This window comes from Agromyces ramosus (genome assembly GCF_030817175.1).
Taxonomy (GTDB): Bacteria; Actinomycetota; Actinomycetes; order Actinomycetales; family Microbacteriaceae; genus Agromyces; species Agromyces ramosus_A.
Genome location: NZ_JAUSYY010000001.1, coordinates 647,441 through 672,459 on the forward strand (window position 1 = coordinate 647,441; position 25,019 = coordinate 672,459).

At 70.5% G+C, this 25,019-nt stretch carries 24 protein-coding genes and 1 tRNA gene; 12 read left to right on the top strand and 13 right to left on the bottom strand.

Translation table 11 applies throughout. The features are described 5' to 3' along the window. Nucleotides 1–17 precede the first annotated feature (17 nt). The 4 genes from QFZ26_RS03125 to QFZ26_RS03140 all read left to right on the top strand — a co-directional run bounded on the left by QFZ26_RS03125 (nucleotide 18) and on the right by QFZ26_RS03140 (nucleotide 5,497). A complete protein-coding gene (locus tag QFZ26_RS03125) occupies nucleotides 18–1,661 on the top strand; it encodes a DNA repair helicase XPB (protein WP_307039168.1) in 1,644 nt (547 codons plus the stop codon). A gap of 108 nt (nucleotides 1,662–1,769) precedes the next feature. Beyond that, entirely contained in the window at nucleotides 1,770–2,807 is a 1,038-nt protein-coding gene (locus tag QFZ26_RS03130) for an iron ABC transporter substrate-binding protein (RefSeq protein WP_307039170.1), read from the top strand. A gap of 24 nt (nucleotides 2,808–2,831) precedes the next feature. Next, a complete protein-coding gene (locus tag QFZ26_RS03135) occupies nucleotides 2,832–4,385 on the top strand; it encodes an ABC transporter permease (RefSeq protein ID WP_307039172.1) in 1,554 nt (517 codons plus the stop codon). Then, nucleotides 4,382–5,497, top strand: coding sequence for an ABC transporter ATP-binding protein (locus QFZ26_RS03140; RefSeq protein WP_307039174.1), 1,116 nt, complete (start codon nucleotides 4,382–4,384; stop codon nucleotides 5,495–5,497). The genes QFZ26_RS03135 and QFZ26_RS03140 overlap by 4 nt, the downstream gene beginning before the upstream one ends. Here QFZ26_RS03140 and QFZ26_RS03145 read toward each other — a convergent pair. Genes QFZ26_RS03145 through QFZ26_RS03155 form a run of 3 tightly spaced genes read right to left on the bottom strand, consistent with a single transcriptional unit; the run spans nucleotide 5,479 to nucleotide 8,368 of the window. Then, a complete protein-coding gene (locus tag QFZ26_RS03145; RefSeq protein WP_307039176.1) occupies nucleotides 5,479–6,201 on the bottom strand; it encodes a pyrimidine reductase family protein in 723 nt (240 codons plus the stop codon). The genes QFZ26_RS03140 and QFZ26_RS03145 overlap by 19 nt on opposite strands. Then, nucleotides 6,198–7,124 carry a dihydropteroate synthase gene (gene folP, locus QFZ26_RS03150; RefSeq protein WP_307039178.1) on the bottom strand — a complete coding sequence of 309 codons (927 nt, stop codon included), beginning with the start codon at nucleotides 7,122–7,124 and terminating at the stop codon, nucleotides 6,198–6,200. Before folP ends, QFZ26_RS03145 begins: the two co-directional genes overlap by 4 nt. Then, nucleotides 7,121–8,368 carry an NAD(P)/FAD-dependent oxidoreductase gene (locus QFZ26_RS03155; RefSeq protein ID WP_307039181.1) on the bottom strand — a complete coding sequence of 416 codons (1,248 nt, stop codon included), beginning with the start codon at nucleotides 8,366–8,368 and terminating at the stop codon, nucleotides 7,121–7,123. The genes folP and QFZ26_RS03155 overlap by 4 nt, the downstream gene beginning before the upstream one ends. Before the next feature lie 112 nt (nucleotides 8,369–8,480). On the opposite strand from QFZ26_RS03155, the gene QFZ26_RS03160 reads away from it, so the two are divergent. The 4 genes from QFZ26_RS03160 to QFZ26_RS03175 all read left to right on the top strand — a co-directional run bounded on the left by QFZ26_RS03160 (nucleotide 8,481) and on the right by QFZ26_RS03175 (nucleotide 12,196). Further along, nucleotides 8,481–9,185 carry a helix-turn-helix transcriptional regulator gene (locus QFZ26_RS03160; RefSeq protein WP_307039183.1) on the top strand — a complete coding sequence of 235 codons (705 nt, stop codon included), beginning with the start codon at nucleotides 8,481–8,483 and terminating at the stop codon, nucleotides 9,183–9,185. A 29-nt stretch (nucleotides 9,186–9,214) separates the two neighbouring features. Then, nucleotides 9,215–9,907, top strand: coding sequence for a response regulator transcription factor (locus tag QFZ26_RS03165; RefSeq protein WP_129521658.1), 693 nt, complete (start codon nucleotides 9,215–9,217; stop codon nucleotides 9,905–9,907). A gap of 32 nt (nucleotides 9,908–9,939) precedes the next feature. Further along, a complete protein-coding gene (locus QFZ26_RS03170; RefSeq protein WP_307039185.1) occupies nucleotides 9,940–11,778 on the top strand; it encodes a sensor histidine kinase in 1,839 nt (612 codons plus the stop codon). Nucleotides 11,779–11,905: 127 nt separating this feature from the next. Beyond that, nucleotides 11,906–12,196, top strand: a complete 291-nt coding sequence (locus QFZ26_RS03175) for a WXG100 family type VII secretion target (protein ID WP_307039186.1) — start codon at nucleotides 11,906–11,908, stop codon at nucleotides 12,194–12,196. Between the two features lie 141 nt (nucleotides 12,197–12,337). Here QFZ26_RS03175 and groL read toward each other — a convergent pair whose 3' ends face one another. From groL to QFZ26_RS03200, 5 genes are all read right to left on the bottom strand, one after another. Beyond that, nucleotides 12,338–13,957 carry a chaperonin GroEL gene (groL, locus tag QFZ26_RS03180; RefSeq protein ID WP_307039188.1) on the bottom strand — a complete coding sequence of 540 codons (1,620 nt, stop codon included), beginning with the start codon at nucleotides 13,955–13,957 and terminating at the stop codon, nucleotides 12,338–12,340. A 130-nt stretch (nucleotides 13,958–14,087) separates the two neighbouring features. Continuing rightward, nucleotides 14,088–15,134, bottom strand: coding sequence for a DUF3048 domain-containing protein (locus tag QFZ26_RS03185; RefSeq protein WP_307039190.1), 1,047 nt, complete (start codon nucleotides 15,132–15,134; stop codon nucleotides 14,088–14,090). Nucleotides 15,135–15,210: 76 nt separating this feature from the next. Continuing rightward, nucleotides 15,211–15,411 (bottom strand): cold-shock protein, encoded by a 201-nt coding sequence (locus tag QFZ26_RS03190; protein WP_307039192.1) that lies wholly within the window; start codon nucleotides 15,409–15,411, stop codon nucleotides 15,211–15,213. Between the two features lie 208 nt (nucleotides 15,412–15,619). After that, nucleotides 15,620–16,165 carry a LytR C-terminal domain-containing protein gene (locus QFZ26_RS03195; RefSeq protein WP_307039194.1) on the bottom strand — a complete coding sequence of 182 codons (546 nt, stop codon included), beginning with the start codon at nucleotides 16,163–16,165 and terminating at the stop codon, nucleotides 15,620–15,622. Between the two features lie 28 nt (nucleotides 16,166–16,193). Further along, nucleotides 16,194–16,490 (bottom strand): DUF3263 domain-containing protein, encoded by a 297-nt coding sequence (locus QFZ26_RS03200; RefSeq protein WP_307039196.1) that lies wholly within the window; start codon nucleotides 16,488–16,490, stop codon nucleotides 16,194–16,196. 187 nt (nucleotides 16,491–16,677) lie between these two features. Between QFZ26_RS03200 and msrB the strand changes: the two genes are divergently transcribed. Together msrB and QFZ26_RS03210 are read left to right on the top strand one after the other, a co-directional pair. Next, entirely contained in the window at nucleotides 16,678–17,079 is a 402-nt protein-coding gene (msrB, locus tag QFZ26_RS03205) for a peptide-methionine (R)-S-oxide reductase MsrB (protein WP_307039198.1), read from the top strand. Between the two features lie 3 nt (nucleotides 17,080–17,082). Beyond that, a complete protein-coding gene (locus tag QFZ26_RS03210) occupies nucleotides 17,083–17,634 on the top strand; it encodes a nitroreductase family protein (RefSeq protein ID WP_307039200.1) in 552 nt (183 codons plus the stop codon). Here the strand turns inward: QFZ26_RS03210 and QFZ26_RS03215 are convergent. The 3 genes from QFZ26_RS03215 to QFZ26_RS03225 form a co-directional block, all read right to left on the bottom strand. Then, nucleotides 17,618–18,670 carry a DMT family transporter gene (locus QFZ26_RS03215; RefSeq protein ID WP_307039202.1) on the bottom strand — a complete coding sequence of 351 codons (1,053 nt, stop codon included), beginning with the start codon at nucleotides 18,668–18,670 and terminating at the stop codon, nucleotides 17,618–17,620. The genes QFZ26_RS03210 and QFZ26_RS03215 overlap by 17 nt on opposite strands. 1 nt (nucleotide 18,671) lies before the next feature. Continuing rightward, nucleotides 18,672–18,744 (bottom strand) — tRNA-Thr (locus QFZ26_RS03220). Between the two features lie 92 nt (nucleotides 18,745–18,836). Further along, complete coding sequence (locus QFZ26_RS03225) at nucleotides 18,837–19,769, bottom strand: DsbA family protein (RefSeq protein ID WP_307039204.1); 933 nt, start codon at nucleotides 19,767–19,769, stop codon at nucleotides 18,837–18,839. A gap of 246 nt (nucleotides 19,770–20,015) precedes the next feature. On the opposite strand from QFZ26_RS03225, the gene QFZ26_RS03230 reads away from it, so the two are divergent. Together QFZ26_RS03230 and QFZ26_RS03235 are read left to right on the top strand one after the other, a co-directional pair. Next, nucleotides 20,016–21,116, top strand: a complete 1,101-nt coding sequence (locus QFZ26_RS03230) for an ABC transporter ATP-binding protein (RefSeq protein WP_307039206.1) — start codon at nucleotides 20,016–20,018, stop codon at nucleotides 21,114–21,116. A 113-nt stretch (nucleotides 21,117–21,229) separates the two neighbouring features. Further along, nucleotides 21,230–22,549, top strand: a complete 1,320-nt coding sequence (locus QFZ26_RS03235; RefSeq protein ID WP_307039208.1) for a DUF4032 domain-containing protein — start codon at nucleotides 21,230–21,232, stop codon at nucleotides 22,547–22,549. Between the two features lie 12 nt (nucleotides 22,550–22,561). Here the strand turns inward: QFZ26_RS03235 and rlmB are convergent, their stop codons facing one another. Next, nucleotides 22,562–23,587, bottom strand: coding sequence for a 23S rRNA (guanosine(2251)-2'-O)-methyltransferase RlmB (gene rlmB / locus QFZ26_RS03240; protein ID WP_307039210.1), 1,026 nt, complete (start codon nucleotides 23,585–23,587; stop codon nucleotides 22,562–22,564). After that, entirely contained in the window at nucleotides 23,584–24,996 is a 1,413-nt protein-coding gene (gene cysS, locus QFZ26_RS03245; protein WP_307039212.1) for a cysteine--tRNA ligase, read from the bottom strand. The genes rlmB and cysS overlap by 4 nt, the downstream gene beginning before the upstream one ends. Between the last annotated feature and the right edge of the window lie 23 nt (nucleotides 24,997–25,019).

A 25,019-nucleotide genomic window follows, 5' to 3' on the forward strand; every position in this document is an offset into this window, starting at 1 on the left:
GCGTAGACTCGATCGTTATGTCAGACGGCCCCCTCATCGTGCAGAGCGACCGCACCGTGCTTCTCGAGGTCGCGCACCCGCTCGCCGAAGATGCGCGGCACGATCTCGCGGTCTTCGCCGAGCTCGAGCGTGCGCCCGAGCACGTGCATACGTACCGCATCACGCGCCTCGGCCTCTGGAACGCGCGCGCGGCCGGGCACGACGCCGAGGACATGCTCGGCACGCTCGAGCGCTATGCGAAGTTCCCCGTGCCCCAGACGGTCGCCGTCGACATGCGCGAGACCGTCGCTCGCTACGGCCGGCTCGTCGTCGACCGCACCGACGACGGCGCCCTGCGCCTCCACAGCTCCGACATCGCCGTGCTCACCGAGATCGCGAACGCGAAGCGCATCGCGCCGCTGCTCACCGAGCGCATCGACGACGAGAGCTTCCTCGTCGCGCCATGGGCTCGCGGTGCGCTGAAGCAGGAGCTCGTGAAGCTCGGCTGGCCGGCTGAGGACCTCGCCGGCTACACGCCCGGCACGCCGCATCCGATCGAGCTCGACCTCTCCGACTGGCACCTGCGCGGCTACCAGCAGCAGGCGGTCGACAACTTCTTCGATGGCGGCTCCGGCGTGGTCGTGCTGCCCTGCGGCGCCGGCAAGACCCTCGTCGGCGCGGGTGCGATGGCCACGGCGAAGACGACGACCCTGATCCTCGTGACGAACACGGTCTCGGCGCGCCAGTGGCGCGACGAACTGCTGCGGCGCACGTCCCTCACCGCCGACGAGATCGGCGAGTACTCGGGGCAGGTGAAGGAGGTCAAGCCCGTGACGATCGCCACCTACCAGATCCTCACCGCGAAGCGGAAGGGCGAGTACGCACACCTGGCGCTCCTCGACGCCCTCGACTGGGGTCTCGTGGTCTACGACGAGGTGCACCTGCTGCCTGCGCCGGTCTTCAAGCTCACCGCGGAGCTGCAGGCCCGCCGCCGCCTCGGCCTCACCGCCACCCTCGTGCGCGAAGACGGCCGCGAGGGCGACGTCTTCTCGCTCATCGGCCCGAAGCGGTTCGACGCGCCGTGGAAGGAGATCGAGGCGCAGGGCTTCATCTCGCCCGCCGAGTGCTACGAGGTGCGCATCGACCTGCCGCAGTCCGAGCGACTCGCGTACGCGGCATCCGCCGACGACGAGCGCTACCGGCTGGCCGCGACGGCTCCCGCGAAGCTCGGCGTCGTGCGGCAGCTCGTCGAACGGCACGCTGGCGAGCGCATCCTCGTCATCGGGCAGTACCTCGACCAGATCGACGAGCTCGCCGAGGCCCTCGGCGCGCCGAAGCTCACGGGTGCGACACCCGTCGACGAGCGCGAGCGCCTGTTCCAGGAGTTCCGCGATGGCCGCACCCCCGTGCTCGTGGTCTCGAAGGTCGCGAACTTCTCGGTCGACCTGCCCGAGGCGACCGTCGCGATCCAGGTGTCGGGCTCGTTCGGTTCTCGCCAGGAGGAGGCGCAGCGCCTCGGCCGCCTGCTGCGGCCGAAGGAGTCCGGTCTCTCCGCGAACTTCTACACGCTCGTCGCGCGCGACACCGTCGACCAGGACTTCGCGCAGAACCGCCAGCGCTTCCTCGCCGAGCAGGGCTACAGCTACACGATCCTCGACTCGCACTCGCTCGCGGCGGCCTGATCTCCGGGTCGCGCGTGGTCATCCGCTTTTGCCGAAGCGGCGAATCAGCTTAGGCTTACCTAAGCCTCCCATCGAGGCGACTCCCCCGACCTTCGGAGCAGCATCGCCATGCGTTCATTCCGCCCTGTCCTCGCCCTCGGCGCGGGCGTCGCCGTCGCCCTGACCCTCGCCGCGTGCACGGCGAGCCCCGAATCCGGATCGCCGTCGACCGAGGGCGAAGACACCCTCACGATCTATGCCGGCCGTAACGAGGCCCTCGTCGGACCGCTCCTCGAGCAGTTCACCGAGGACACGGGCATCGAGATCGACGTGCGCTACGCGACGAGCCCCGAGCTCAACGCGCTGCTCCTCGAGGAGGGCGAACGCACGCCGGCCGAGGTCTTCCTCTCGCAGGATGCCGGGGCCCTCGGCTCGATCGCGAACGCCGGGCTCACCTCGCCGATCCCGGCCGAGCTCGCCGACCTCATCCCGGCCGGATTCACCTCCGACGACGACAGCTGGATCGGCGTCACGGGACGCGCGCGGGTGATCGCCTACGACGGCGAGCACCTCACGCCCGAGACGGTGCCCGACACCGTCGATGCACTGGCCGCTCCCGAGTGGAAGGGCCGTGTGGCCTTCGCACCCGGCAACGCCAGCTTCCAGTCCTTCATCACGGCGCTCCGCGTGCTCGAGGGCGAAGAGGCGGCCGCCGAGTGGGTCGACGCGATCGCCGCGAACGACCCCATCCTCACCGACAACAACCTCGCGACACTCGACCTCGTGAACGAGGGGCAGGCCGACATCGGCCTGATCAACCACTACTACTGGTTCGAGCGTGCCGCGGAAGAGGGCGAGGAGAACATGCGCGCGCAGCTCGAGTTCCTCCCGGGCGACCCCGGCGGCATCGTGAACGTCAGTGGCGCAGCGATCCTGAAGGGCGCAGAGGGCGACCCCGACGCGCTCGCGTTCGTCGAGTACCTCGTCTCGGAGAAGGCGCAGCGGTACTTCGTCGAGGACACCTTCGAGTACCCGCTGCTGCCGGGCATCGCCGCACCCGAGGGCCTGCCGTCGCTCGACAGCCTCGTGAACCCCGAGCTCGACCTGGCGGACCTCGAGTCGCTCGAGCAGACGCAGCAGGTCCTCGCCGACGCCGGCCTGCTCTGATCGCTTCGGCCATAGGCTGAACGGATGCCCCACCTGCGCGCCGCACGGCCGCCACGAGCACTGCTCGTGGCGGCCGTGGTCGCGTGTGCGCTCGCGGCGATCCCGCTCGGCTACCTGCTGGTGCGCGTCGGCTCTGCCGGATTCGAGGACGTGCTCGCGGTGTTCGATCGGCCGCGCGTGCCCGTGCTCATCGGCAACACCGTGCTGCTCGCGGCATCCGTCACGCTCTCGACCGTCGCGATCGGCGTGCCGAGTGCGTTCCTGCTCGCCCGCGCTCGACTGCGCGCCCGAGCGGTGTGGACCGTGCTCGCAGCCCTGCCGCTGGCCGTTCCGTCGTACCTCGCAGCGTATGGCTGGCTCGCGGCGCTGCCGTGGATGCAGGGGTTCTGGGCCGCCTGGTTCGTGCTCACCCTCGTCGCGGTTCCGTATGTGACGCTCCCGGTCGCGGCGGCCCTCCGCGCCGGCACGACGGGGCTCGACGACGTCGCCCGCACGCTCGGCCGCGGACCGTTGGCCGCGTTCCGGCTCGGCACCTGGCCGCAGATCCGGCCGGCGGTGCTGGCCGGCGCGCTCCTCGTGTGCCTGTACACGCTGAGCGACTTCGGCGGCGTCGCCCTGTTCCGCTATCAGGTGCTCACCACGGCGATCCAGCAGGCCTACGGCGCGAGCTTCAACCGCGACTACGCGGCCATCCTCGCGAGCCTGCTCGTGCTCCTCGCCCTCACCGTCGTCATCGCCGAGCAGTTCGCGCGGGGCAGGGCGGCTCGGCAGTTCGGCGCCGTCACCGGCCAGCCGCGCCAGCGCCGCGTGCGCCTCGGGCAGTGGACGGCACCCGCCGTGGTGCTGCTCGCGGTGCCGTCGGCGCTCGCGGTCGCGGTGCCCGTCACGGTGCTCGTCGTTCGCCTGTTCGAGGCGCAGACGCTGAGGGCGTTCCACCCCGCCGAGCTCGTGGCGGCCACCGGCAACACCGTGCTGCTGTCGGCGGGCGGTGCCCTCGTGGCCATCGCGCTCGCCCTGCCGATCGGCGTCCTCGCCGCCCGCTACCGCGGCCGCGTCGTTCGCGCCGTCGAGACGACGGGCTACCTCGCCCTCGGGCTCCCCGGCATCGTCGTGGGACTCTCGCTCGTCTTCTTCTCGCTTGCCGCCGTGCCGGCGCTCTACCAGACCGCGTTCGTGCTCGCCTTCGCGTACGGCGTGCTGTTCATGCCGAAGGCGATCGGCGGCATCCGGGGGGCGACGGCACAGGTGCCGACCTCCCTCGAAGATGTGTCGCGCACCCTCGGCAACGGCCGTCTCCGCACCTGGTGGCTCGTGACCGCGCGGCTCGCCCGGCCGGGCATCGCGGCGGCGGCCCTGCTCGTGGCCGTCACCGCGATGAAGGAACTGCCCGCGACGCTCCTCCTCCGCCCGACCGGCACCGACACCCTCGCGACCGAGCTGTGGTCGCGCACCGACGTCTCGGCCTACGGCGCCGCAGCACCGTACGCGGTCACGCTCATCCTCGTGGCCGCGGTGCCCGCCTTCCTGCTCTCCCACGCGCGCGCCGGTGCCGGCGAGCTCGAGGAGGCGACCGCATGAGCCGGCTCGAGGTGCGCGACCTGGTGGTCGGCTACGACGCGGCCGACGTGCTGCGCTCGGTGAGCCTCGACGTGCCCGACGGCTCGCTGCTCGCGATTGTGGGGCCGAGCGGATGCGGCAAGACGACCCTCCTGCGCACGATCGCCGGGCTCGTGCGTGCGCGCGCCGGCGAGATCCGCATCGGCACCCGCATGGTCACCACGCACGGCATCCACCTCGCCCCCGAGAAGCGGCGCATCGGATGGGTGCCGCAGGACGCGGCGCTCTTCCCGCACCTCACCGTCGCGGAGAACATCGCCTTCGGCCTGCCGAGCGCTCGCGGTTCGGCGAAGAGCGCCCGACGTGCCGCGACTCGCGACGACGTGCAGCGCCTGCTGGCGCTCGTGGGCCTGGGCGCGCTCGGCGACCGGTTGCCCGCGCAGCTCTCGGGCGGCCAGGCGCAACGCGTCGCCCTCGCCCGGGCGCTCGCCTCGGCGCCCGACGTCGTGCTCCTCGACGAGCCGTTCGGCGCGCTCGACCCGATCCTGCGCGCGGACCTGCGCGGCTCGGTGCGCGAGCTCCTCCGCGAAGCGGGCGTCACCGGCATCCTCGTGACGCACGACCAGGCCGAGGCCCTCTCGATCGCCGACCTCGTGGGCGTCATGCGCGGGGGCGAGCTGCTCCAGCTCGACACCCCCGAGCAGGTCTACCGCCGTCCGGCGACGCCATGGGTGGCCGGGTTCGTCGGCGACGCCGTGTTCCTGCCGGGCACCTGGCACGGCGATGAGGTGGCCTGCGCGCTCGGCCGGCTGCCCGCCGATTGGGTGCCGGATGACGCGGCGACGGCCTCACCGCTCGAGGCACCCGTCGACGGGGCATCCGTCGCCGTGCTCGTGCGCCCCGAAGAGCTCGCACTGTCGCCGCTTGCGGCCGACGCCGAAGCCCAAGCCGTCGGCGGGCCCGCCGCGGTCGTCACCGGCGTCAGCTACACCGGGCACGACGCGATGCTCACCGTCGTCGCCGGTGACCTCCGGCTCGAGGCACGGGTCACGGCTGCGGGCCTGCTGCCCGTCGGTACGCGGGTCGCCGTTCGGGTGACCGGTCGCGTACTCGCCTACCCGGCGCGCGCGTAGCGGAGCAGCAGCAGGTCGCCCGCGGTGATCGCGTGCACGAGCCGCATGCGCCGCTGCAGCTCGCCCACACCGCGCACCATGCGCTCGGGGTCGCCGGCGACGATCATCGGGCTGAGGCTGAGGCAGAGCTCGTCGACCCGGTCGGCTCCGACGAGTGAGCCGAAGAGGTGCGGCCCGCCCTCGCAGAGCACCTGCGGCAGCCCGCGTTCGGCGAGCGCGCGCAGCATGAGGTCGACGTCGACGGAGGCCTCGCCGCACACGAGCACGTCGGCGACGTCGGCGAGCGCCTCGCGGCGGTGCGCCGGCGACCCCGCGTGCGTCACCACGATCGGACGCCCGGTCGCCTCCGCGAAGAACGGGTGCTCGGGGTCGAAGTCGAGCCGGGAGGAGATCACGGCGATGCGCGGCTGGCTCGCGAGCCCGTGCGCGGCTCGCCACGCGGCATCCGCATCGCCGACTCGCACGCCGCTGTAGCCCTCGGCGCGCACGGTGCCCGCGCCGACGAGCACGACGTCGGCGAGGGTGCGGAGCACTTGCATCGCGAGCCGGTCGCTCGCATCGCCGAGTCCGCCGCTGCGTCCGTCGACGGTGACGGCGCCGTCGAGGCTCATCACGAAGTTCATGCGCACGCGGGGCGTGCTGCGTTCGGGGAGGGCGTAGGCCTCGAGGAGCTCGTCTCGGGTGATGGCGGCCTGCTGGCTCATGGCTCCTCGTTCGGCCCGTCGACCATGTTGTGGCGGAGGTGGGCGGGCTGCCGCCAGCCGAGGATCGCCTCGACCGTGCGTGCGGCGTCGACCGATTCCGCCACGTTGTGCATGCGCAGGATGCGCGCGCCCTGCAGCGCGCAGAAGACCGCGGCGGCGAGCGACCCGGCCAGCCGCTGCTCACGGGGCCGATCGAGTGTCTCGCCGATGAAGTCCTTGTTCGACACGGCGGCGAGGAGGGGGAAGCCGAGCGCGGTGAGCTCGCCGAAGCGGCGCGTGAGCTCGAGCGAGTGCAACGTGTTCTTGTTGAGGTCGTGCCCCGGGTCGAGCACGATGCGATGCTCGGGCACGCCGTGGGCGACGGCGAGGCCGACCCGCTCTTCGAGGAACGCGCTGATCTCGCCGACGACGTCGTCGTAGTGCGGCCGCGGGAACCACTGCCTGGGCTGCGCACGGCTGTGCGTGATGACGAGCGTCGCGTCGCTCGACGCCACGACCTCGGCGAGCGCCGGGTCGTGTACGCCCGTCGTGTCGTTGACCACATGCGCTCCGGCCGCGACCGCGGCCCGCGCGACCTCGGCGTGGAAGGTGTCGACCGAGATCGCCGCACCCGAGCCGCGCAGCGCCTCCACCACGGGCACCACGCGGTCGATCTCCTCCGCGACGGGGATCGCCGGCCCCGGGCCGAACCGCGCGCCGCCGATGTCGACCCATGCGGCGCCCTCGGCGATGGCCCGGGTGGCCGCCGCGACGGCCTCGTCGAGCCCGAACGTCGCGCCCCGGTCGTAGAACGAGTCGGGCGTGCGATTGACGACAGCCATGATCGCGATCGTGCGGCGGAAGTCGACGTCGGCGCCGGCGATGCGTCGAACCGGGTGTGCGAGCTTCGGCTCGACCCAGCCGTGCGGCCCGTCAACGGTCACGCGGATGCCCCGGCGACGAGCTCGTCGAGCGGCACTGCGGGGTCGGCGAGCCGGGCGGGATCGACGACGGCACGCGAGCGGATGAGTCGCTGCACCGCCTCGTTGACGTCCCACACGTTCACGTTCATGCCGGCGACGACGCGGCCCTCGGCGAGCCAGAACGCGATGAACTCGCGTGCGTCGCGGTCGCCGCGGAACAGCGGATCGACATCCGCGGCGAGCGCGGCGTAGCCGGAGTATTCCATCCCCAGATCGTACTGGTCGGTGTAGAAGTAGGGGATCTCGTCGTACTCCACCCGCTCGCCGGCGAGCGAGCGTCCGGCCGCCCTGCCGGCATTCTCGGCGTTGGCCCAGTGCTCGATGCGAATGGCGCGCGCGAGCACCGGGTGGAAGACATTGGCGACGTCGCCGACGGCGTAGACGTCGGGGGCACTCGTGCGGAATGCGGCATCCGTCGACACCCCATTCTCGATCGTGAGGCCCGCAGCCTCGGCGAGCCCGGTCTCGGGGATCGCACCGATGCCGATGACCACGAGATCGGCGGGAACGATCTCGCCGCCCTCGAGCTCGACGCCGGTGACCCTGCCGTCGGCTCCGACGATGCTCGCGACGCTCGTCGACATCCGCAGGTCGACGCCGTGGTCGCGATGCAGGTCGGCGAAGACCGAACCGGCGGCGTCGCCGATGGCCGCGCTCAGCGGCACGGCCTCGCGCCCCAGCACCACGACGTCGTTGCCGTAGCCGCGCGCTGCGGCGGCGACCTCGAGGCCGATCCAGCCCGCGCCGACGATCACGACGCGACGCCCGCCCGTGGAGAGGGCTTCGCGGAGCGCGTCGGAGTCGCCGACCGTGCGCAGGACATGCACGTCCGGCAGGTCGGCGCCCGGCCCGCGGAACCGCCGTGGCGAGGCGCCCGTCGCGAGCAGGAGCCGGTCGTAGCGCAGCTCCTCGCCGCCGTCGAGTTCGACGAAGTGCGCAGCGGGGTCGAGCCGGGCGGCGCGACGGCCCAGCTGCAGCTCGACGCGCTCCTCGCGGTACCACTCGGCCGGATGCACGTCGAACTCCCCTCGCTGCGACGTACCGGCCAGGAACTCCTTCGACAGCGGCGGCCGGATGTAGGGCAGGGCGTCCTCCGCACCGATGAGCACGAGCCGTCCGTCGAAGCCGGCCGCCCGGGCCCCCTCTGCCGCCCGGGCACCGGCAAGGCCTCCGCCCACGATCACGATCACGTCGTCGTCACGCATCTCAAGCCTCTCGTTCCGCGCGCATGTGCGCCTCCGTGCCCCGGTGATGCCGACGCTAGGCCCGCGGCATTCTTTTGTCAACGGATATTGCTTTTAGAGATATGCTCGACGCGTGTCAGCCGACGACCGGGACTTCGCACGGCGGCTGGGCGCGGTCTCCGCGCTCGTCGATCCGGTGCGGCGGCGCGTCTACGACGCGGTCGCCCGCAGCCCTGAGCCGCTCAGCCGCGAGGCCGTGGCCGCGCGGGTCGAGGTCCCGCGCAGCACCGCCGCGTTCCACCTCGACCGGCTCGCCGCCGAGGGCCTGCTCGACGTCGAGTTCCGGCGGCTGAGCGGTCGCACCGGCCCCGGCTCGGGCCGACCGGCCAAGGTCTACCGGCGTGCCGACGCCGACGTCTCGGTCCTCGTGCCGCACCGGCACTACGAGCTCGCCGGCGAGATCATGGCCGAGGCGATCGGGCGGGCGGATGGCGACGGCCCGGATGTCTCGGTGCGCGAGGCCGTGCGCGATGCGGCCACGCGCGCCGGCCGACGCCTCGCCGCGGCATCCACCGATCTCGAGGACGCGCTCGAACGAGCCGGGCTCGAGCCGCGCGCCGACGGTGACGACACGGTGCTCGGCACCTGCCCGTTCCACCGACTCGCCCGCACGAACCCGGCCGTCGTCTGCGATCTCAACCACGCCATGCTGTGCGGCATGGCCGAGGCCGTCGACGACGACCACGACCGAGTGCTGCTCGACCGGGGATCGGGTGCATGCTGTATCCGCATCGTGCGACCCGCCGATGGACGCGCCATCCACACGACTCACAGGTGAGATTCAGCAAACGCTAAGAGAATCGACCCATGAGCGATGGACCACGCATTCTCATCGTCGATGACGAGCCCAACATCCGCGACCTCCTCACCACGAGCCTCCGCTTCGCCGGGTTCGCGGTGCGAGCGGTCGGCAACGGTGCCCAGACGATCTCCGCGGTGCTCGAGGAGGAACCAGACCTCATCATCCTCGACGTCATGTTGCCCGACATGAACGGGTTCGGCGTGACCAAGCGGCTTCGATCCGCCGGATACACCGCGCCGATCCTCTTCCTCACCGCCAAAGACGACACCGAAGACAAGATCACCGGCCTCACGGTGGGCGGCGACGACTACGTGACCAAGCCGTTCAGCCTCGACGAGATCGTCGCGCGCATCAAGGCGATCCTGCGGCGCACCATGCACGCCGAAGAGGACGCGGTCATCCGCACCGGCGAGCTCACCATGGATCAGGACACCCACGAGGTGCTCGTCGGCGACATCCCCGTCGAGCTCTCCCCCACCGAGTTCAAGCTGCTCCGCTACCTCATGCTGAACCCCAACCGGGTGCTCTCCAAGGCGCAGATCCTCGACCACGTGTGGGAGTACGACTTCAACGGCGACGCGGGCATCGTGGAGAGCTACATCTCCTACCTCCGTCGCAAGCTCGACCAGCACTCCACCGAGCCGCTGATCCAGACCAAGCGCGGATTCGGCTACATGCTGAAGTCCTCCAAGCCCTGACTCAGGGTTCGCCGCCTAGACTCGGCCGCGCCATGAACCAGATCTCCGAGCGGTGGAACCGCATCTCGTTGCGTACCAAGATCACGGGTGTCACCGTGCTCATGCTGACGCTCGGGCTGCTCGTCTCGGGCATCGGCACGGCGGCCATGCTGCGCTCCTACGTCGAAGACCAGATGGACGCCAAGCTCGAGGCGATCGCCTCGGGCGACATGACGAAGTACTTCGAGATCGACGCCGACCGGCCGCGCGCGCAGATGAACCTCAACCAGCTCGACTTCGCCGCCGAAGACGAGGTCTTCATCGCCGTGTACACGGTCGACGGCGAGTACGATCGCAACAACTGGGACGAGCTCGAGGCCGATCGCCTTCCCGACTACCCCTCGATGCTGTCTCGCGCCGACGTCACCACGCTCAACAGCGGGCACTTCGAGACGTTCGAGCTCCGTGACGCCGAGGGTGAACCGACCTTCCGTGCCGTCGCCGCCCTGATGACCGCCGACCCGCATGGCACCTACGTGCCGGTGCTCATCGCGATCTCCGCGAAAGACACCGAGCGCCTCCTCGCCGCGTACCTCACGATCTTCCTCGGCTTCGGGTTCGGCGTGGTCCTCGTCGGCGCCCTGCTCACCCGCATGCTCGTGACCACGACGTTCATGCCGCTGCGCGAGGTCGAGCGCACCGCGGCCGCGATCGCCGACGGTGACTTCAGCCAGCGCCTCGCCGGGGCCACGCCGAACACCGAGGTCGGCCGGCTCAACCGATCGCTCAACACGATGCTGAACCGCATCGACCGTGCCTTCCGCGATCGCGCGCGCACGATCGACCAGATGCGCCGATTCGTCGGCGACGCCTCGCACGAGCTGCGCACCCCGCTCGTCTCGGTCCGCGGCTATGCGGAGCTCTACCGCATGGGCGCACTGCAGACGTCCGATGAGGTCGGGCAGGCGATGGATCGCATCGAGAAGGAGGCCATCCGCATGGGGGGCCTCGTCGAGGACCTCCTCGCCCTGGCCCGGCTCGACGAAGCCAAGCCGCTCGAGCTCGTCGAGGTCGACCTCGTGCCGCTCGCACGCGACGCGGCGCTCGACACGATGGCCGCGAACCCCTCGCGTGTCGTCACGGTGATCGCGCCCGAAGACCTGGCCGGCACGGATGCCCCGAGCGCGCCCGCCCCCGACCTCGAAGTCGAGCTCGACGCCGCGGCGGCACGGGTCCCCCTCACCGGCCCGATCTCGTTCGCCGGGGCGACGCTCGCGCGGTTGCGTGGTCGCCGCCCGAAGAGCGACGTGCCGGCTGCCCCGAGCGGCCGCAAGGGCGCGGCGGCGGCCAAGGCCGGTGCCGCGACATCCGGAACCTCGAAGCGATCCGCGCGCGTCGCCGCAGCCGCGTCGCGTGAAGCCGCCCTCGCGGTCGCCGAATCCGACACGGTGGCGCCCTCGGCCCGCGCGGCCGACCGCGCGCCGAAGCCGGTGCGGCGAGCGATCGTGCTCGCAGAGGAGAACAAGATCCGCCAGGTGATCACGAACCTGATGGGCAACGCGATCCGCTTCACCTCGGACGACAGTCCGATCGAGATCCGGATCTCGATCGATGACGCGGCCGAACGCGCCATGATCGAGGTCGTCGACCACGGCGAGGGCATTCCGCCGCAGATCCGCGAGAAGATCTTCCAGCGCTTCTGGCGCGCCGACACGTCGCGCACGCGCGAGACCGGCGGCTCCGGGCTCGGCCTCGCGATCGTCTCCTCGATCGTCGCCGCGCACAACGGCGCCGTCGACGTCATCGCGACGCCGGGCGGTGGGGCCACCTTCCGGGTCTCTCTGCCGCTTGCGGGTTCCCCGGCGTCGCCGCAGCGCGTGGTCGAGGCGTAAGCCCGGCCGGCACTCCTCCTCGACAGCGGGCGGCAGTCGGATGCCGCGCACGACCGGCGCCCGGATGCCTCACCGTGCCGTCCCGCCCGCGTAGCGTCGGCGGTACACCGAGTGAGAGGACTCCCCCATGACCAGTTACCACGTCGACGCCGAGCAGGTCTCCGCCGCGACCCAGACCGTGCAGGGCACGATCGGCCGCATCCAGTCCGAGGTCTCCGGCCTGCTCGGCCAGCTCACCGGGTTGCAGTCGTCGTGGTCGGGTCAGGCGTCCGCGGCGTTCCAGGGCGCCGTCGCCGACTGGCGATCGACGCAGCTGCAGGTCGAGCAGAGCCTCGCGAGCCTCAACCACGCGCTCGGGCTCGCGGCCTCGCAGTACGCCGACGCGGAGCAGTCGAATGCGCGGCTCTTCGTGCGCTGACCGCGGTCGGGCCGTGGCGAGCGGTTCGCGACGATCGGCTCCGCGATCGGCACGGCGACCCGGCCGTGACACGACGATGGGCGCCTCCCGAAGGAGACGCCCATCGTTTCGATCCGGACGCGAGGCCGCAGATCGTTCGGACTAGAAGTCCATGCCACCCGTGGGGTCGCCGGCCGGAACCGGGTTGCGCTCGGGCTTGTCGGCGACGACGGCCTCGGTCGTGAGGAACAGGCCGGCGATCGATGCCGCGTTCTGCAGCGCCGAACGAGTCACCTTGGCGGGGTCGATGATGCCCTGCGCGATGAGGTCGCCGTACTCGCCGGTCGCGGCGTTGAGGCCGTGACCTGCGGGCAGGCCCGCGACCGTGTTCGCGACGACGCCCGGCTCGAGGCCGGCGTTCAGCGCGATCTGCTTGAGCGGCGCCTCGATCGCGACGCGAACGATGTTCGCACCGGTCGCCTCGTCGCCCGTGAGCTCGAGGGTCGCGAAGGCACGTGCACCGGCCTGGATCAGGGCCACGCCACCACCGGCGACGATGCCCTCTTCGACGGCAGCCTTCGCGTTGCGCACTGCGTCTTCGATGCGGTGCTTGCGCTCCTTGAGCTCGACCTCGGTCGCCGCGCCCGCCTTGATGACGGCGACGCCGCCGGCGAGCTTCGCGAGACGCTCCTGGAGCTTCTCACGGTCGTAGTCCGAGTCGGTGTTCTCGATCTCCGCGCGGATCTGCGCGACGCGACCGGCGATGGCCTCGGCGTCGCCGGCACCCTCGACGATCGTGGTCTCGTCCTTGGTGATGACGACCTTGCGGGCGGTGCCGAGCAGGTCGAGCGTGACGTTCTCGAGCTTGAGGCCGACCTCTTCGGAGATGACCTGGCCGCCGGTGAGCGTCGCGATGTCCTGCAACTGCGCCTTGCGACGGTCGCCGAAGCCGGGTGCCTTGACGGCGACCGACTTGAAGATGCCGCGGATCTTGTTCACGATCAGGGTCGCGAGCGCCTCGCCGTCGACGTCTTCCGCGATGATGAGGAGCTGCTTGCCGGTCTGGATGACCTTGTCGACGATCGGCAGCAGGTCCTTGATGTTCGAGACCTTGCCGTTGACGATCAGGATGTAGGGGTCTTCGAAGACCGCTTCCTGGCGCTCGGGGTCGGTGACGAAGTAAGCCGACAGGTAGCCCTTGTCGAAGCGCATGCCCTCGGTGAGCTCGAGCTCGGTGCCGAAGGTGTTCGACTCCTCGACGGTGACGACACCCTCCTTGCCGACCTTGTCGATCGCCTCGGCGATGATCGCGCCGATCTCGGGGTCTGCGGCGGAGATCGAGGCGGTGGCCGCGATCTCTTCCTTGGTCTCGATCTCCTTCGCCGCGGCGAGCAGCTCAGCGGTGACGGCCGCGACGGCCTTCTCGATGCCGCGCTTCAGCGAGATCGGGTCGGCGCCTGCGGCGACGTTGCGGAGCCCTTCGCGCACGAGCGCCTGGGCGAGCACGACCGAGGTCGTGGTGCCGTCGCCGGCGACGTCATCGGTCTTCTTGGCGACCTCCTTGACGAGCTCGGCGCCGATCTTCTCGTACGGGTCGTCGAGCTCGATCTCCTTGGCGATCGACACGCCGTCGTTCGTGATGGTGGGCGCGCCCCACTTCTTCTCGAGCACGACGTTGCGACCGCGCGGGCCGAGGGTCACCTTCACGGCGTCGGCGAGCTGGTTCAGCCCACGCTCGAGTCCGCGGCGGGCCTCCTCGTTGAAAGCAATGATCTTTGCCATGTGTGTTTCTCGTCCTTTCCCGGACGTCTTCAAAGATTCGTGAATTAGCACTCAAATCGCGCGAGTGCTAAGTCGATTCTGGCACTCGACCGCGACGAGTGCAAGCGCGCCCGGGGTACGCGCAGTCACCTCACGGCGTGAACGCGACCGATCCGTCATCGGGCACGAGCTCCACCCACGTGTTGCCCGGGGCGAGCCGCAATGGACTCCCGTCGTCGGCGGTGAGCCGGATCGGCGAGCCCGGGGCATCCTTCGCCCAGGTGCCGTGGGCGGTCCGCCCCGCAACCGAGACCCAGGCCTCGCCCGAGGACACCATGACGGTGCGCGGCACCTCGCCGTAGCTGTCGTCGATGGCGACACGCAGCGTCACGACGTTCGTGGCGCGAACGCGCTCGCCCGAGGCCTCGAGGTCGGGCGCGCCCTCCTGCGACCGTTGCCACGCGGATGCCGCGGCATCCCACTGCCACGAGGGGAACCGCTCATCGGAGAACACGAGCTCGACGCTCGACGTGGGCACGGCCACGTAGGCCGGCGCTGCAAGAGGATCTGCGGAGCCGTACGCGAACTGCACCGAGGGCGGAGCGACGGACGCGTTGCGCGTCACCGCCTCAGCCGACGCGAGGATGACGTCGTGGGGGCCCGGGCGCTCGTCGGCACGGTGGAACAGGCCGGTGTCGTCGTAGTCGAAGACGAGGTTCACGAGCGGCGTCGCCATCATCATCTCGACGAACTGCTCCTGGCCGCCGGAGTAGGCGATGATGCCGCCGAAGGGCGTTGCGATGTCGGGGTCCATGGGGCGGATCGAGCGAACCGGCCCGACCTCGTCGGGGATGTCGGAATGCCACACGGCGACGTACCGCGTGAGACCGCCCTCGACGAGTTCCTCGAAGACGATGTCCGTGCGATTCAGTGCGATCTGGGGTCGCGCGTTCTCGTGATTGTCGACTTTCACGGCGAGCGAGGGATGTGCGAGGGCCGCGGCATCCGCCGACCTGCCGGTCAATGGAGCGAAGGCGACGGCGGCGGGCGGCGCCTCGCCGGCCGGCCGTGCGACCACGGTGGCCACGGGAAGCGGCCCGAGCACCTCACCCTGGCAAGCGGTCAGCGTGGCCGCAGCGACGAGCGCGACGAGCATCGACACTCGACGACGCGAGCTTCGACCGGCCCCCACTGCCATTCCGCCATCGTAGCGTCGAGCGCACCCGAGACCACGGAACGCGCCGGCGGTGATGGCCTCGCGCTCAGGCCGAGCCTCAGGCGGGGCGAACGGCCTCGGCCTGCGGGCCCTTCGAGCCGGTGCCGACGTCGAAGACGACCTGCTGGCCCTCTTCGAGCACCTTGTACCCGGACATGTCGATGGCGGAGTAGTGCACGAAGACGTCTTCACCGCCGTCGGCGGTGATGAATCCGTAGCCCTTTTCAGCGTTGAACCACTTCACGGTTCCGTTCGCCATGCGTTGCTCCCATGTTGCTGTGTGTGGATCAGCACGTGCCAGTCGCCTGTACCGGGCCCCCGCCCTCCTGCTGACGGGGCACCGAATGCGATGCCGGACGTTCACACGGGATTCGAGCGACCAATTCCAGATCCTGAAGGATGTCGCCGCAACGCACAAGAGGTTCGGCGCCGGGAATGATCGCAGATTGGCAACGATTCGGTCGCGATCAGCCGGCAGTGGCGGTCGCGTAGTCGGCGCCGAGCACGACGACGAGCGGAGTGCCGATCTGCGCGAACTGCTCGGAGAGCCGCACGTCGGCCTCGGGCAGGAACTGCGCGACTCCACGCGCCGCGCCTTCGAGGTCGGGCGTGGCGTAGTAGACGACCGTCTCGGTGAGGTCGTTCTCGCTGGCGTTGGCGGTGGACCCGACGGGAACGCCGCTGGCCACGAGCGCCTCCTGCGCCTTCGCCGCGAGCCCCGACGTCGTGGTGCCGTTCAGCACGAGCACGGGGAGGTCGGGTGCGATGGTCGGTTCCGCGGTGACGACCGGCTCGGGGCTCGGCGTCGACGCCGGCGGAGCGAGGAAGTTGAGCCGGTCGTTGAAGACCACGACCGCGCCGATGCCGACCGCGACCAGCACGACGGTGGCCAGGGCAGCCCACCCGAAGGCGATCCAGCCCGCGCCGCGCCGCGCCGGCGCCCGGTGCGCACCGACGCGATCGATGCCGTGCGGGATTGCGTCGAATCGATCGCGGGGAAACTTCTGCGCCATGAGTCCAGTCGTCGGGTCGGGGCCGGGCTCAGTCGAGCGGACGGCCGATCGAGAGCGAGCGCCGTGTGCGCGCCGCCTGACGTGCCTCGCGCATGCGCTGCAGGCGTTTCACGAGCATCGGTTCGCGCCGCAATGCCGCCGGCGAGTCGATGAGCTCTCCGAGGATCCGATAGTAGCGGGCCGCGGAGATGCCGAACTCCTCGCGGATCGCCTCCGCCTTGACGCCGGGATGCTGCCAGGCACGGGCCTCGAATGCGAGGATGCCCAGTTGCCGTTCGTCGAGCCCTGCCCGTTCGGGGCGATCGGGCACGCGCTCCGCGATCATGCGATCCTCCCGTCGGGCGTGCCGGATGCATCGCCTGCAGCACATCCTAGGCAACCACTACCGCGAGCACGCCGAACAACGCGGCGTGTGCCCGTGCGCGGAACACGGGGCATCCGTTCGCTGTTGCATCCGTCACAGCAAGAACTGCGACCATGGTGGGATACGACCACCGATGAGAGGAGCGCACGTGGGCTACCGCGTGAACAAGAGCGACGAGGAATGGCGCGCCGAACTCGATGCCGAGCAGTACGCCGTGTTGCGCGGGGCGTCGACCGAGCGACCCTGGACCGGCGAGCTCCTCGACGAGGAGCGCGCGGGCGTCTACACGTGCGCCGCCTGCGGCTCCGAGCTCTTCAAGAGCGGCACGAAGTTCGACTCGGGCTGCGGCTGGCCGAGCTTCTACGAGTCCGTCGACCCCGACGCCGTCGAGCTCATCGACGACACCTCGCTCGGCATGGTGCGCACCGAGGTGCGCTGCGCGAACTGCGGTTCGCACCTCGGCCACGTCTTTCCCGACGGCTTCGGCACGCCGACCGGCGACCGGTACTGCATGAACTCGATCGCCCTCGACTTCACCGCCGAGTCCTGAGCGGTGCCATCGCTTCGTGAAGCGGCGCTCGCGAGGCGCTCGGCGCCGAAGGTGACGGATGCCGCGCCCGACGATGCCACGATCCTCTCGCTGCTCGACGCGGCGGCTCGGGTCGCCGACCACGCCTCGCTCGCACCGTGGCGCATCATCGCGCTGCGCGGTGACGCGCGGGCGCGGCTCGGGACGGCGCTCGCGGCCGCGGCCGGCTTCGACGGCGCGCACGCCGAGCGACTCGCGGCGAAGCCGCTGCGCGCCCCGCTGCTGCTCGCGATCGTCGCCGTCACCGGCGAGCACCCCAAGGTGCCCGTGTGGGAGCAGGAGGCCGTCGCCGCCGGTGTCGCACACGTGCTGAGCCTGCTGCTCGACGAGGCCGGCTGGGGCGTGATGTGGCGCAGCGGCCCGCACACGCGACATCCGCTCGTCGCCGAAGCGCACGGGCTCGCCGCGAACGAGCGCCTGATGGGCTGGCTCTACGTGGGCGGGCTGCCGGAGGGAACCCGCGCGCAGCGCAGCACCGACGGCATCGCCGCCGCCCGGTTCACGACGTCGACGTGACTCCAGCGGTGTCGACGGCGACGTGCCGGTGCCGCGACCAGCGGATCGACGCGACCGCCACCGCGATGAGCGCGAGCACGGTGCCGCCCACCGTCGCGAGGTCGACGGGTCGATCAGCGGTCGGAGCGAACAGGTCGAGCGCGAGCGCCGCGGCCAGCTGGCCGGCGACGCCGCACAGGGCGAGGAGCAGCACGCCGACCACGCGTACCAGCATCGCCTGGCCCGCGATGAAGATGCAGCCGACCGCCCCACCCGCATAGAGCCACGGGTCGGCGGGCAGCGCCTCGGGCCAGCCGTCGGATGCCGCGTGCACGAGCATCACGATGACGAGCGCCGCGGTGCCCACGGCGAAGTTCACCACCGTCGCCGTGAGCGCGCTGCCGGCCTCGACCTTGACACGCCCGTTGACCGCCTGCTGCCAGCCGGCGCCGAGTCCGGCGATGAACGGCAGGATCATCAGCACGAGTGGCACGTCGTGCACGAGCTGCGCCGACACGGCCCAGCCGATGGCGACGAGCGCGAGTACCGCGCCGACCACCCGCATGACGGTGAGCGGACGGCGCCCGCCCGGCCCCAGCCCGACGAGGTCGAAGACGATGCCGCCGATCGTCTGGCCCGCCACGATGGCGACGGTGAAGAGGGCGACGCCGAGCACCCCCACCGAGAGTCCCTGTGTCGTCACGAACCAGGCTCCGGCAAGGCCACCGAGGAGCATCCACCAGGCGATGCGCCCACCGCGGAGCCCCGCGACCACCTTGACGAAGCCGGTGCGTCCCGGCCGCCAGAGCGCGAGGGCCACGAGGAGGATGAGGAGCCCGGAGCCGAACGAGATCGTCGCGGCCGTGTACGGGTCGTCGAGCTCGGCCGCGAGCTGGCCGTTCACGCGCGACTGCACGGCGGTGAGCGCGCCGAGCACGACCGCGAGGGTGATCGAGATCCAGAACGGCACGAGGGGCCGCTCGACGTGGGCGTGTCTGTGGGTCGTCTCGGATGGCACCGCCCGGTGCGCGGCATCCGAGGTCGCTGCTTCGGTCAAGAGCCGGCTGCGGGACTCGAACCCGCAACCACCGCTTTACAAGAGCGGTGCGCTACCAATTGCGCCAAGCCGGCGAGGGGCTGCCTCTGCAACATCCTATCGATCGACGCGCGGCCGACCGCACGAAGGCCCGGCGCCGGGCCGGGCCTTCGCGACGACGGGATCGCTACTGCGCCGGGGTCGGCGTGGGAGTCGGCGTCTCGGTGGAGTTCGACTCCGAGAAGGTCTCACCCGTGGCCTGCAGCACGAACGACTGGAACTCGGCCGGGTCGGTCAGCGAGCCGACGTACTGCTTGCCGTTCACGAGCACGGTCGGCGTGCCGGTGATCGACTCGAGGTCGGAGTTCGGCACCTTCTCGGTCAGCGCACGGTTCGTGGCGGCCTGCACCCAGCCCTTGAACTGGGTGTCGTCGATGCACTTGTCGATGGACGAGAGCGACGAGGCCCCCGACTGCTCGACGAAGCCCTTGAGCTCATCGTTGGTGAGACCGGTCGAACCCTCTTCGGGCTGGTTCTCGAAGAGCAGCGCGTTGAAGTCGAAGAACGCGTCGGGCGAGCTCTCGGCGACGCACGCGGCGGCGTTGGCTGCACGGAGCGAGTACTGCGTGCCGGCGGACTTGTTCGTGAGGATCGCGACGGGGTGGATCTCGAGCGTCGCCGCGCCCGATTCGACCATCGTGCGCATCGACTCGGAGTTCGTGGTCTCGAACTGCCCGCAGAAGGGGCAGAGGTAGTCGACGTAGGTGACGATGTTGGCGACGGTGCCGCTGTCGTCGGGCACGGTGTTCGTGGGCGTACCACCTGCGGGGATCGCCGGGGTCTCGACCGCGGTGATCGTGCCGTCGACGCCGGTGAGCACGATGCCGTCGCTCGCCATGTTCTCGGGGCCGGGACCCTCCGGCTTCGTGCTCTGCATGATGAGGCTCACGACGAGCGCGGCGATCGCGAGGACCGCGACGATGACACCGCCCTGGATCAGGACCTTGTTGCGACGTTCCCGCTTCTTCTGCTCTTCACGCAGGATGCGGGCCTTCTCACGAGCCGCGTCTCTGCGTTCGTTTCGGGTGGGGCGTGGCTGAGTTGATCCGCCATTGCTCATCGATGGTCACTCCGGTCGCTGTGGGGCGCGCGCGTATGCACACGAACGCAACCACGATAGTAGGAGGGGTGTCTGGGAATCACCCAAACGGATGCCGCACGCCGGCCGTGTCCACGCTGCGTACCCTCGCCTCCCGTGTGTGTTCGGCACGCACGCGCGTGCGATACTGATTGGGCGTCATCGACGACGCAGTCCATTCACAACGGATCGTCCGGCACGTACCTGCCGGTGAAGGAGAACAGAACCATGGCGTCAGTCACGTTCGACAAGGCCACCCGGCTCTACCCGGGCAGCACCCGGCCGGCAGTCGACAAGCTCGACCTCGAGGTCGCAGACGGCGAATTCCTCGTCCTCGTCGGCCCTTCGGGCTGCGGCAAGTCCACCTCGCTCCGCATGCTCGCGGGCCTCGAAGAGGTGAACGAGGGCAACATCCTCATCGGCGACCGCAACGTCACCGACGTGCCCCCGAAGGATCGCGACATCGCGATGGTCTTCCAGAACTACGCGCTCTACCCCCACATGACCGTTGCCGAGAACATGGGCTTCGCGCTCAAGATCGCCGGCGTCGGCAAAGACGAGCGTGCCGCTCGCGTGCTCGAGGCAGCCAAGCTCCTCGACCTCGAGCCCTACCTCAGCCGCAAGCCCAAGGCGCTCTCGGGCGGCCAGCGTCAGCGCGTCGCCATGGGCCGCGCCATCGTGCGCCAGCCGCAGGTGTTCCTCATGGACGAGCCGCTGTCGAACCTCGACGCCAAGCTTCGCGTGCAGACCCGCACCCAGATCGCGTCGCTGCAGCGCCGCCTCGGCGTCACCACCGTCTACGTCACGCACGACCAGACCGAGGCGCTCACCATGGGCGACCGCATCGCGGTGCTGAAGGACGGCCTGCTCCAGCAGGTCGGCACGCCCCGCGACCTCTACGAGCAGCCGAAGAACGTGTTCGTCGCCGGCTTCATCGGCTCGCCCGCGATGAACCTGTTCCACGCCGACCTCGTCGAGGGCGGGATCATGTTCGGCACCGCGAACGTGCCGGTCGAGCGTGAGGCGCTCGCCGACACGAGCAGCAAGGTCGCCACGATCGGCGTTCGGCCCGAAGACATCGTCGTCTCGCCGCACGAGGGCGAGGGCCTCGCGGTCGACGTCGACCTCGTCGAGGAGCTCGGCGCCGACGGCTACCTCTACGGCCACTCGACGGTCGAGGGCAAGCGCACCGACATCGTCGCGCGCGTCGACGGTCGCGTGCACCCCAACGCCGGCGAGCGCGTGTACCTCACGGCCACGCCGGGCCACGTCCACATCTTCGACGCCGAGACGGGCCTCCGCCTCAGCAAGAAGCCGGTCGTCGCCTGACACCCAGCGCCAACCAAGTGATGCCGGTCGGGCCCTCGGGCCCGGCCGGCATCGCCGTTTGCGCCGCTGATCGGTTCAGCGCCCATGTTCAACCGCGACTACGCTGAACCACGATGAGCGGCTCACTTTCGATCACTTCGGCCATGGCCGACCCGGCACTCCTCGACCTGCCGTGGGATCTCCCCCTCGAGGCCTGGCCGAACGACACGATCGCGGCCCTCCCCAAGGGCATCTCGCGTCACCTCGTGCGGTTCGCGCACCTCGGGGCGCACGTCGTGGCGATCAAGGAGACCACGGCCGAGATGGCCAAGGGCGAGTACGAGATGCTGCGCTCCCTGCAGCGTCTCGACATCCCGTGCGTCGACCCGGTCGCGGTCATCACCAACCGCTCCGACGCCGATGGCGAGGCGCTGAAGCCGGTCCTCGTCACCCGTCATCTGCGCTTCTCGCTGCCGTACCGGGCGCTCTTCTCGCAAACCCTTCGGCCCGACACCGCGACGCGACTCGTCGATGCGCTCGCCGTGCTCCTCGTTCGCCTGCACATCGTGGGATTCTTCTGGGGCGACGTGTCGCTGTCGAACACCCTGTTCCGGCGCGATGCCGGCGCCTTCGCCGCGTACCTCGTCGACGCCGAGACCGGCAAGCTCTACGAGGGCGGCCTCTCGAACGGGCAGCGCGAGAACGACCTCGAGATCGCTCGTGTCAACATCGCCGGCGAGTTGCTCGACCTCGAGGCCGGAGGCAAGGTCGCCGACGAGCTCGACCCGGTGAACATCTCCAACGGCATCGTCGAGGCCTACCGCAGTCTCTGGAAGGAGCTCACGGGCTCCGAGTCGTTCTCGACCGCCGAGCGCTGGCGCATCAACGAGCGGGTGAACCGGCTCAACGAGCTCGGCTTCGACATCGAAGAGCTCGCGATCCGCACCGACGAGGCCGGCACGACCGTGCGCATCCAGCCGAAGGTCGTCGACGCGGGCCATCACCAGCGCCGCCTCCTCCGGCTCACCGGCCTCGACGCCGGCGAGAACCAGGCACGCCGACTCCTCAACGACCTCGACTCGTATCGTGCCACCTACGGCAAGAGCGAGCTCGATGAGGAGATGGTCGCGCACGAATGGCTCATGCGCGTCTTCGAGCCGGTCGTGCGTGCGATCCCGGTCGAACTGCGCGGCAAGCTGGAGCCTGCCGAGGTGTTCCACCAACTGCTCGAGCACCGGTGGTTCATGGCCCAGCAGGCGGGTCACGACATCCCGCTCGCCGAGGCGGTCAGCTCCTACGTGAACTCGGTGCTGCGTCACCGCCGCGATGAGGCGACGGTGATCGGCCCGCAGACGGGCTCGATCACGACGAGCATCGACGTCATCGCGCCCGACACGTCATCGGTCGCGGTCGTCGACCCCGACGACGAGACCGACTGGCGCCTCAACGTCTGAGCGACCACCGGTTCAGTCGCCGGCGCGGAGCTTCGAGATCTCGTAGAGGGTGACCGAGGCCGCGATGCCGGCGTTCAGCGACTCGGTGGTCGACTCGATCGGGATCGAGACGATCGCGTCGCACGTCTCGGCGACGAGACGCGAGAGACCCTTGCCCTCACTGCCGACGACGACCACGATCGGGCGATCGGCCCACGACAGGCCAGGGAGCGAGACATCCCCGCCGCCATCGAGTCCGAGCACGAAGACGCCGCGCTCCTTGAGCGCCTTGAGCGTCTGGGTGAGGTTCGGCGCCATCGCGACGGGCACGCGCGCTGCAGCGCCCGCCGAGGTCTTCCAGGCTGCCGAGTTGACCCCGACCGAGCGGCGCTGGGGCACGATGACGCCGTGCCCTCCGAACGCGCCGGTGGAGCGCAGGATCGCCCCGAGGTTGCGGGGGTCGGTGATGCCGTCGAGCGCCACGAAGAGCGGCGTCTGGTCGCGGCCGAGCACCTCGTCGAGCAGTTCGATGGGATGCGCGTACTGGTAGGGCGGCACCTTGAGGGCGATGCCCTGGTGCACACCGCCCTCGCCGGCGAGGCGGTCGAGCTCGGGACGCATGACCTCGAGCATGGGGATGCCGAGTTGGGTGGCGAGCTTCATCGCCTCTTTGACCCGGTCGTCCATCTCGACCCGCGCGGCGATGTAGAGCGTGGTCGCCGGAATGCGCGTGCGCAGCGCCTCGACGACCGAGTTGCGGCCCGTGACGATCTCGGACTCGTCACCGGACTTCGCGCGCTTGGCGGCGCCGGATGCTCCGCGCGGGGCGCCCGAGCGCTGCGCGGGGCCCTGGCCCGCGACCTTGCTGCGGCCCCCCGATGCGCGATAGCGCTCTTCGGCGGCCTTGCGCTTGCCAGCCGGGTGCCAGGCGCGATCTTCGGCCTTCGGGGTCGGCCCCTTGCCCTCGAGTGCCTGACGGCCCTGGCCTCCGGAGCCGACCTGCTTCGCCTTGCCCTTGCGCACGGCTCCGGCGCGCGACTTTCCGCTGCTGCCCTTCATGATCCCAAGCTCCAATGCGTGCCGGTCTGGCTGTCTTCGATGGTGATGCCCGCTGCCGAGAGTTCGGTGCGGATGCGGTCTGCTGCAGCGTAGTCCTTCGACTCGCGAGCTTGCTGACGGTCTTCGATGAGGCGGGTGACGAGCGCGTCGAGCGCGGACGCCGCAGGGCCCGCCTCGGTGGCTCGCCAGTGCGGGTCGCGTGGATCGATGCCGAGCACCTCGACCATCGCGACGACCTGGCCGTGCGCGACGGCGGCGTCGTGCAGTTCCTCGGCGTCGAGGGACTGGTTGCCGGCACGCACCGTGTCGTGCAGCACGGCGAGCGCCTGCGGCACGCTGAGGTCGTCATCCATCGCGGCGCCGAAGGCCTCGGGGATGACGGGGCTGCCGACGCCGGCGTAACGAGCGCCGGCGAGCCGGCGCTCGACGCGCTCGAGGAAGGCGCGGATGCGGTCGACCGCGGCCTCGGCCTCGGCGAGCGAGCCCGGACTGTAGTCGAGCGTCGAGCGATAGTGGGCGGCGCCGAGGAGGTAGCGAACGGCGAGCGGCGACGCGAGGCCGAACAGCTCGGCGGCGTAGACGGAGTTGCCGAGCGACTTCGACATCTTCTGCCCGCCGACGTTCACGAGGCCGTTGTGCACCCAGTACCGAGCGAAGGCGTCGCCCGCGGCGGTCGACTGCGCGAGCTCGTTCTCATGGTGCGGGAAGCGCAGGTCGAGGCCGCCGCCGTGGATGTCGAACTCGGGACCGAGATAGCGCGTCACCATGGCCGAGCACTCGATGTGCCACCCGGGCCGGCCGTCGCCCCACGGGGACTTCCACGATGCGGATTCGGGCTCGGAGGCCTTGCGTCCCTTCCACAGGGCGAAGTCGCGGGGATCGCGCTTGCCACGGGGATCGGCGTCGGCGGCAGCTTCCATGTGGTCGCGCGACTGGCGGGTGAGTTCGCCGTAGGCGGGCCAGCTCGCGGTGTCGAAGTACACATCGCCGGAGGCATCCGGAGCCGGATACGCGTGGCCGCGCTCGATGAGCCTCGCGATGATCTCCTGCATCTGCTGCACGCTCGCCGTGGCGCGCGGCTCGTAGGTCGGGGCGAGGATGCCGAGCGACGTATAGGCCGCCGTGAACTCGAGCTCGATGCGGTAGGCGAGCGCCCACCACTCCTCGTGGCCGGCGGCCTGCAGGATCTTGTCGTCGATGTCGGTGACGTTGCGCACGAACGTGACGTCGGTGCCGCGGGCGGCGAACCACCGCCGCATGATGTCGTAGACGAGCGCACTGCGGAGGTGGCCGATGTGCGGGCTCGACTGCACCGTCGGCCCGCAGACGTAGATGCCGACGTGCCCCTCACGGAGGGGCACGAAGTCTCGCAGCGCCTGGGCCTTCGAGTCGTAGAGTCGCACGGTCACCCGCCAAGCCTACCGGCGCGTCA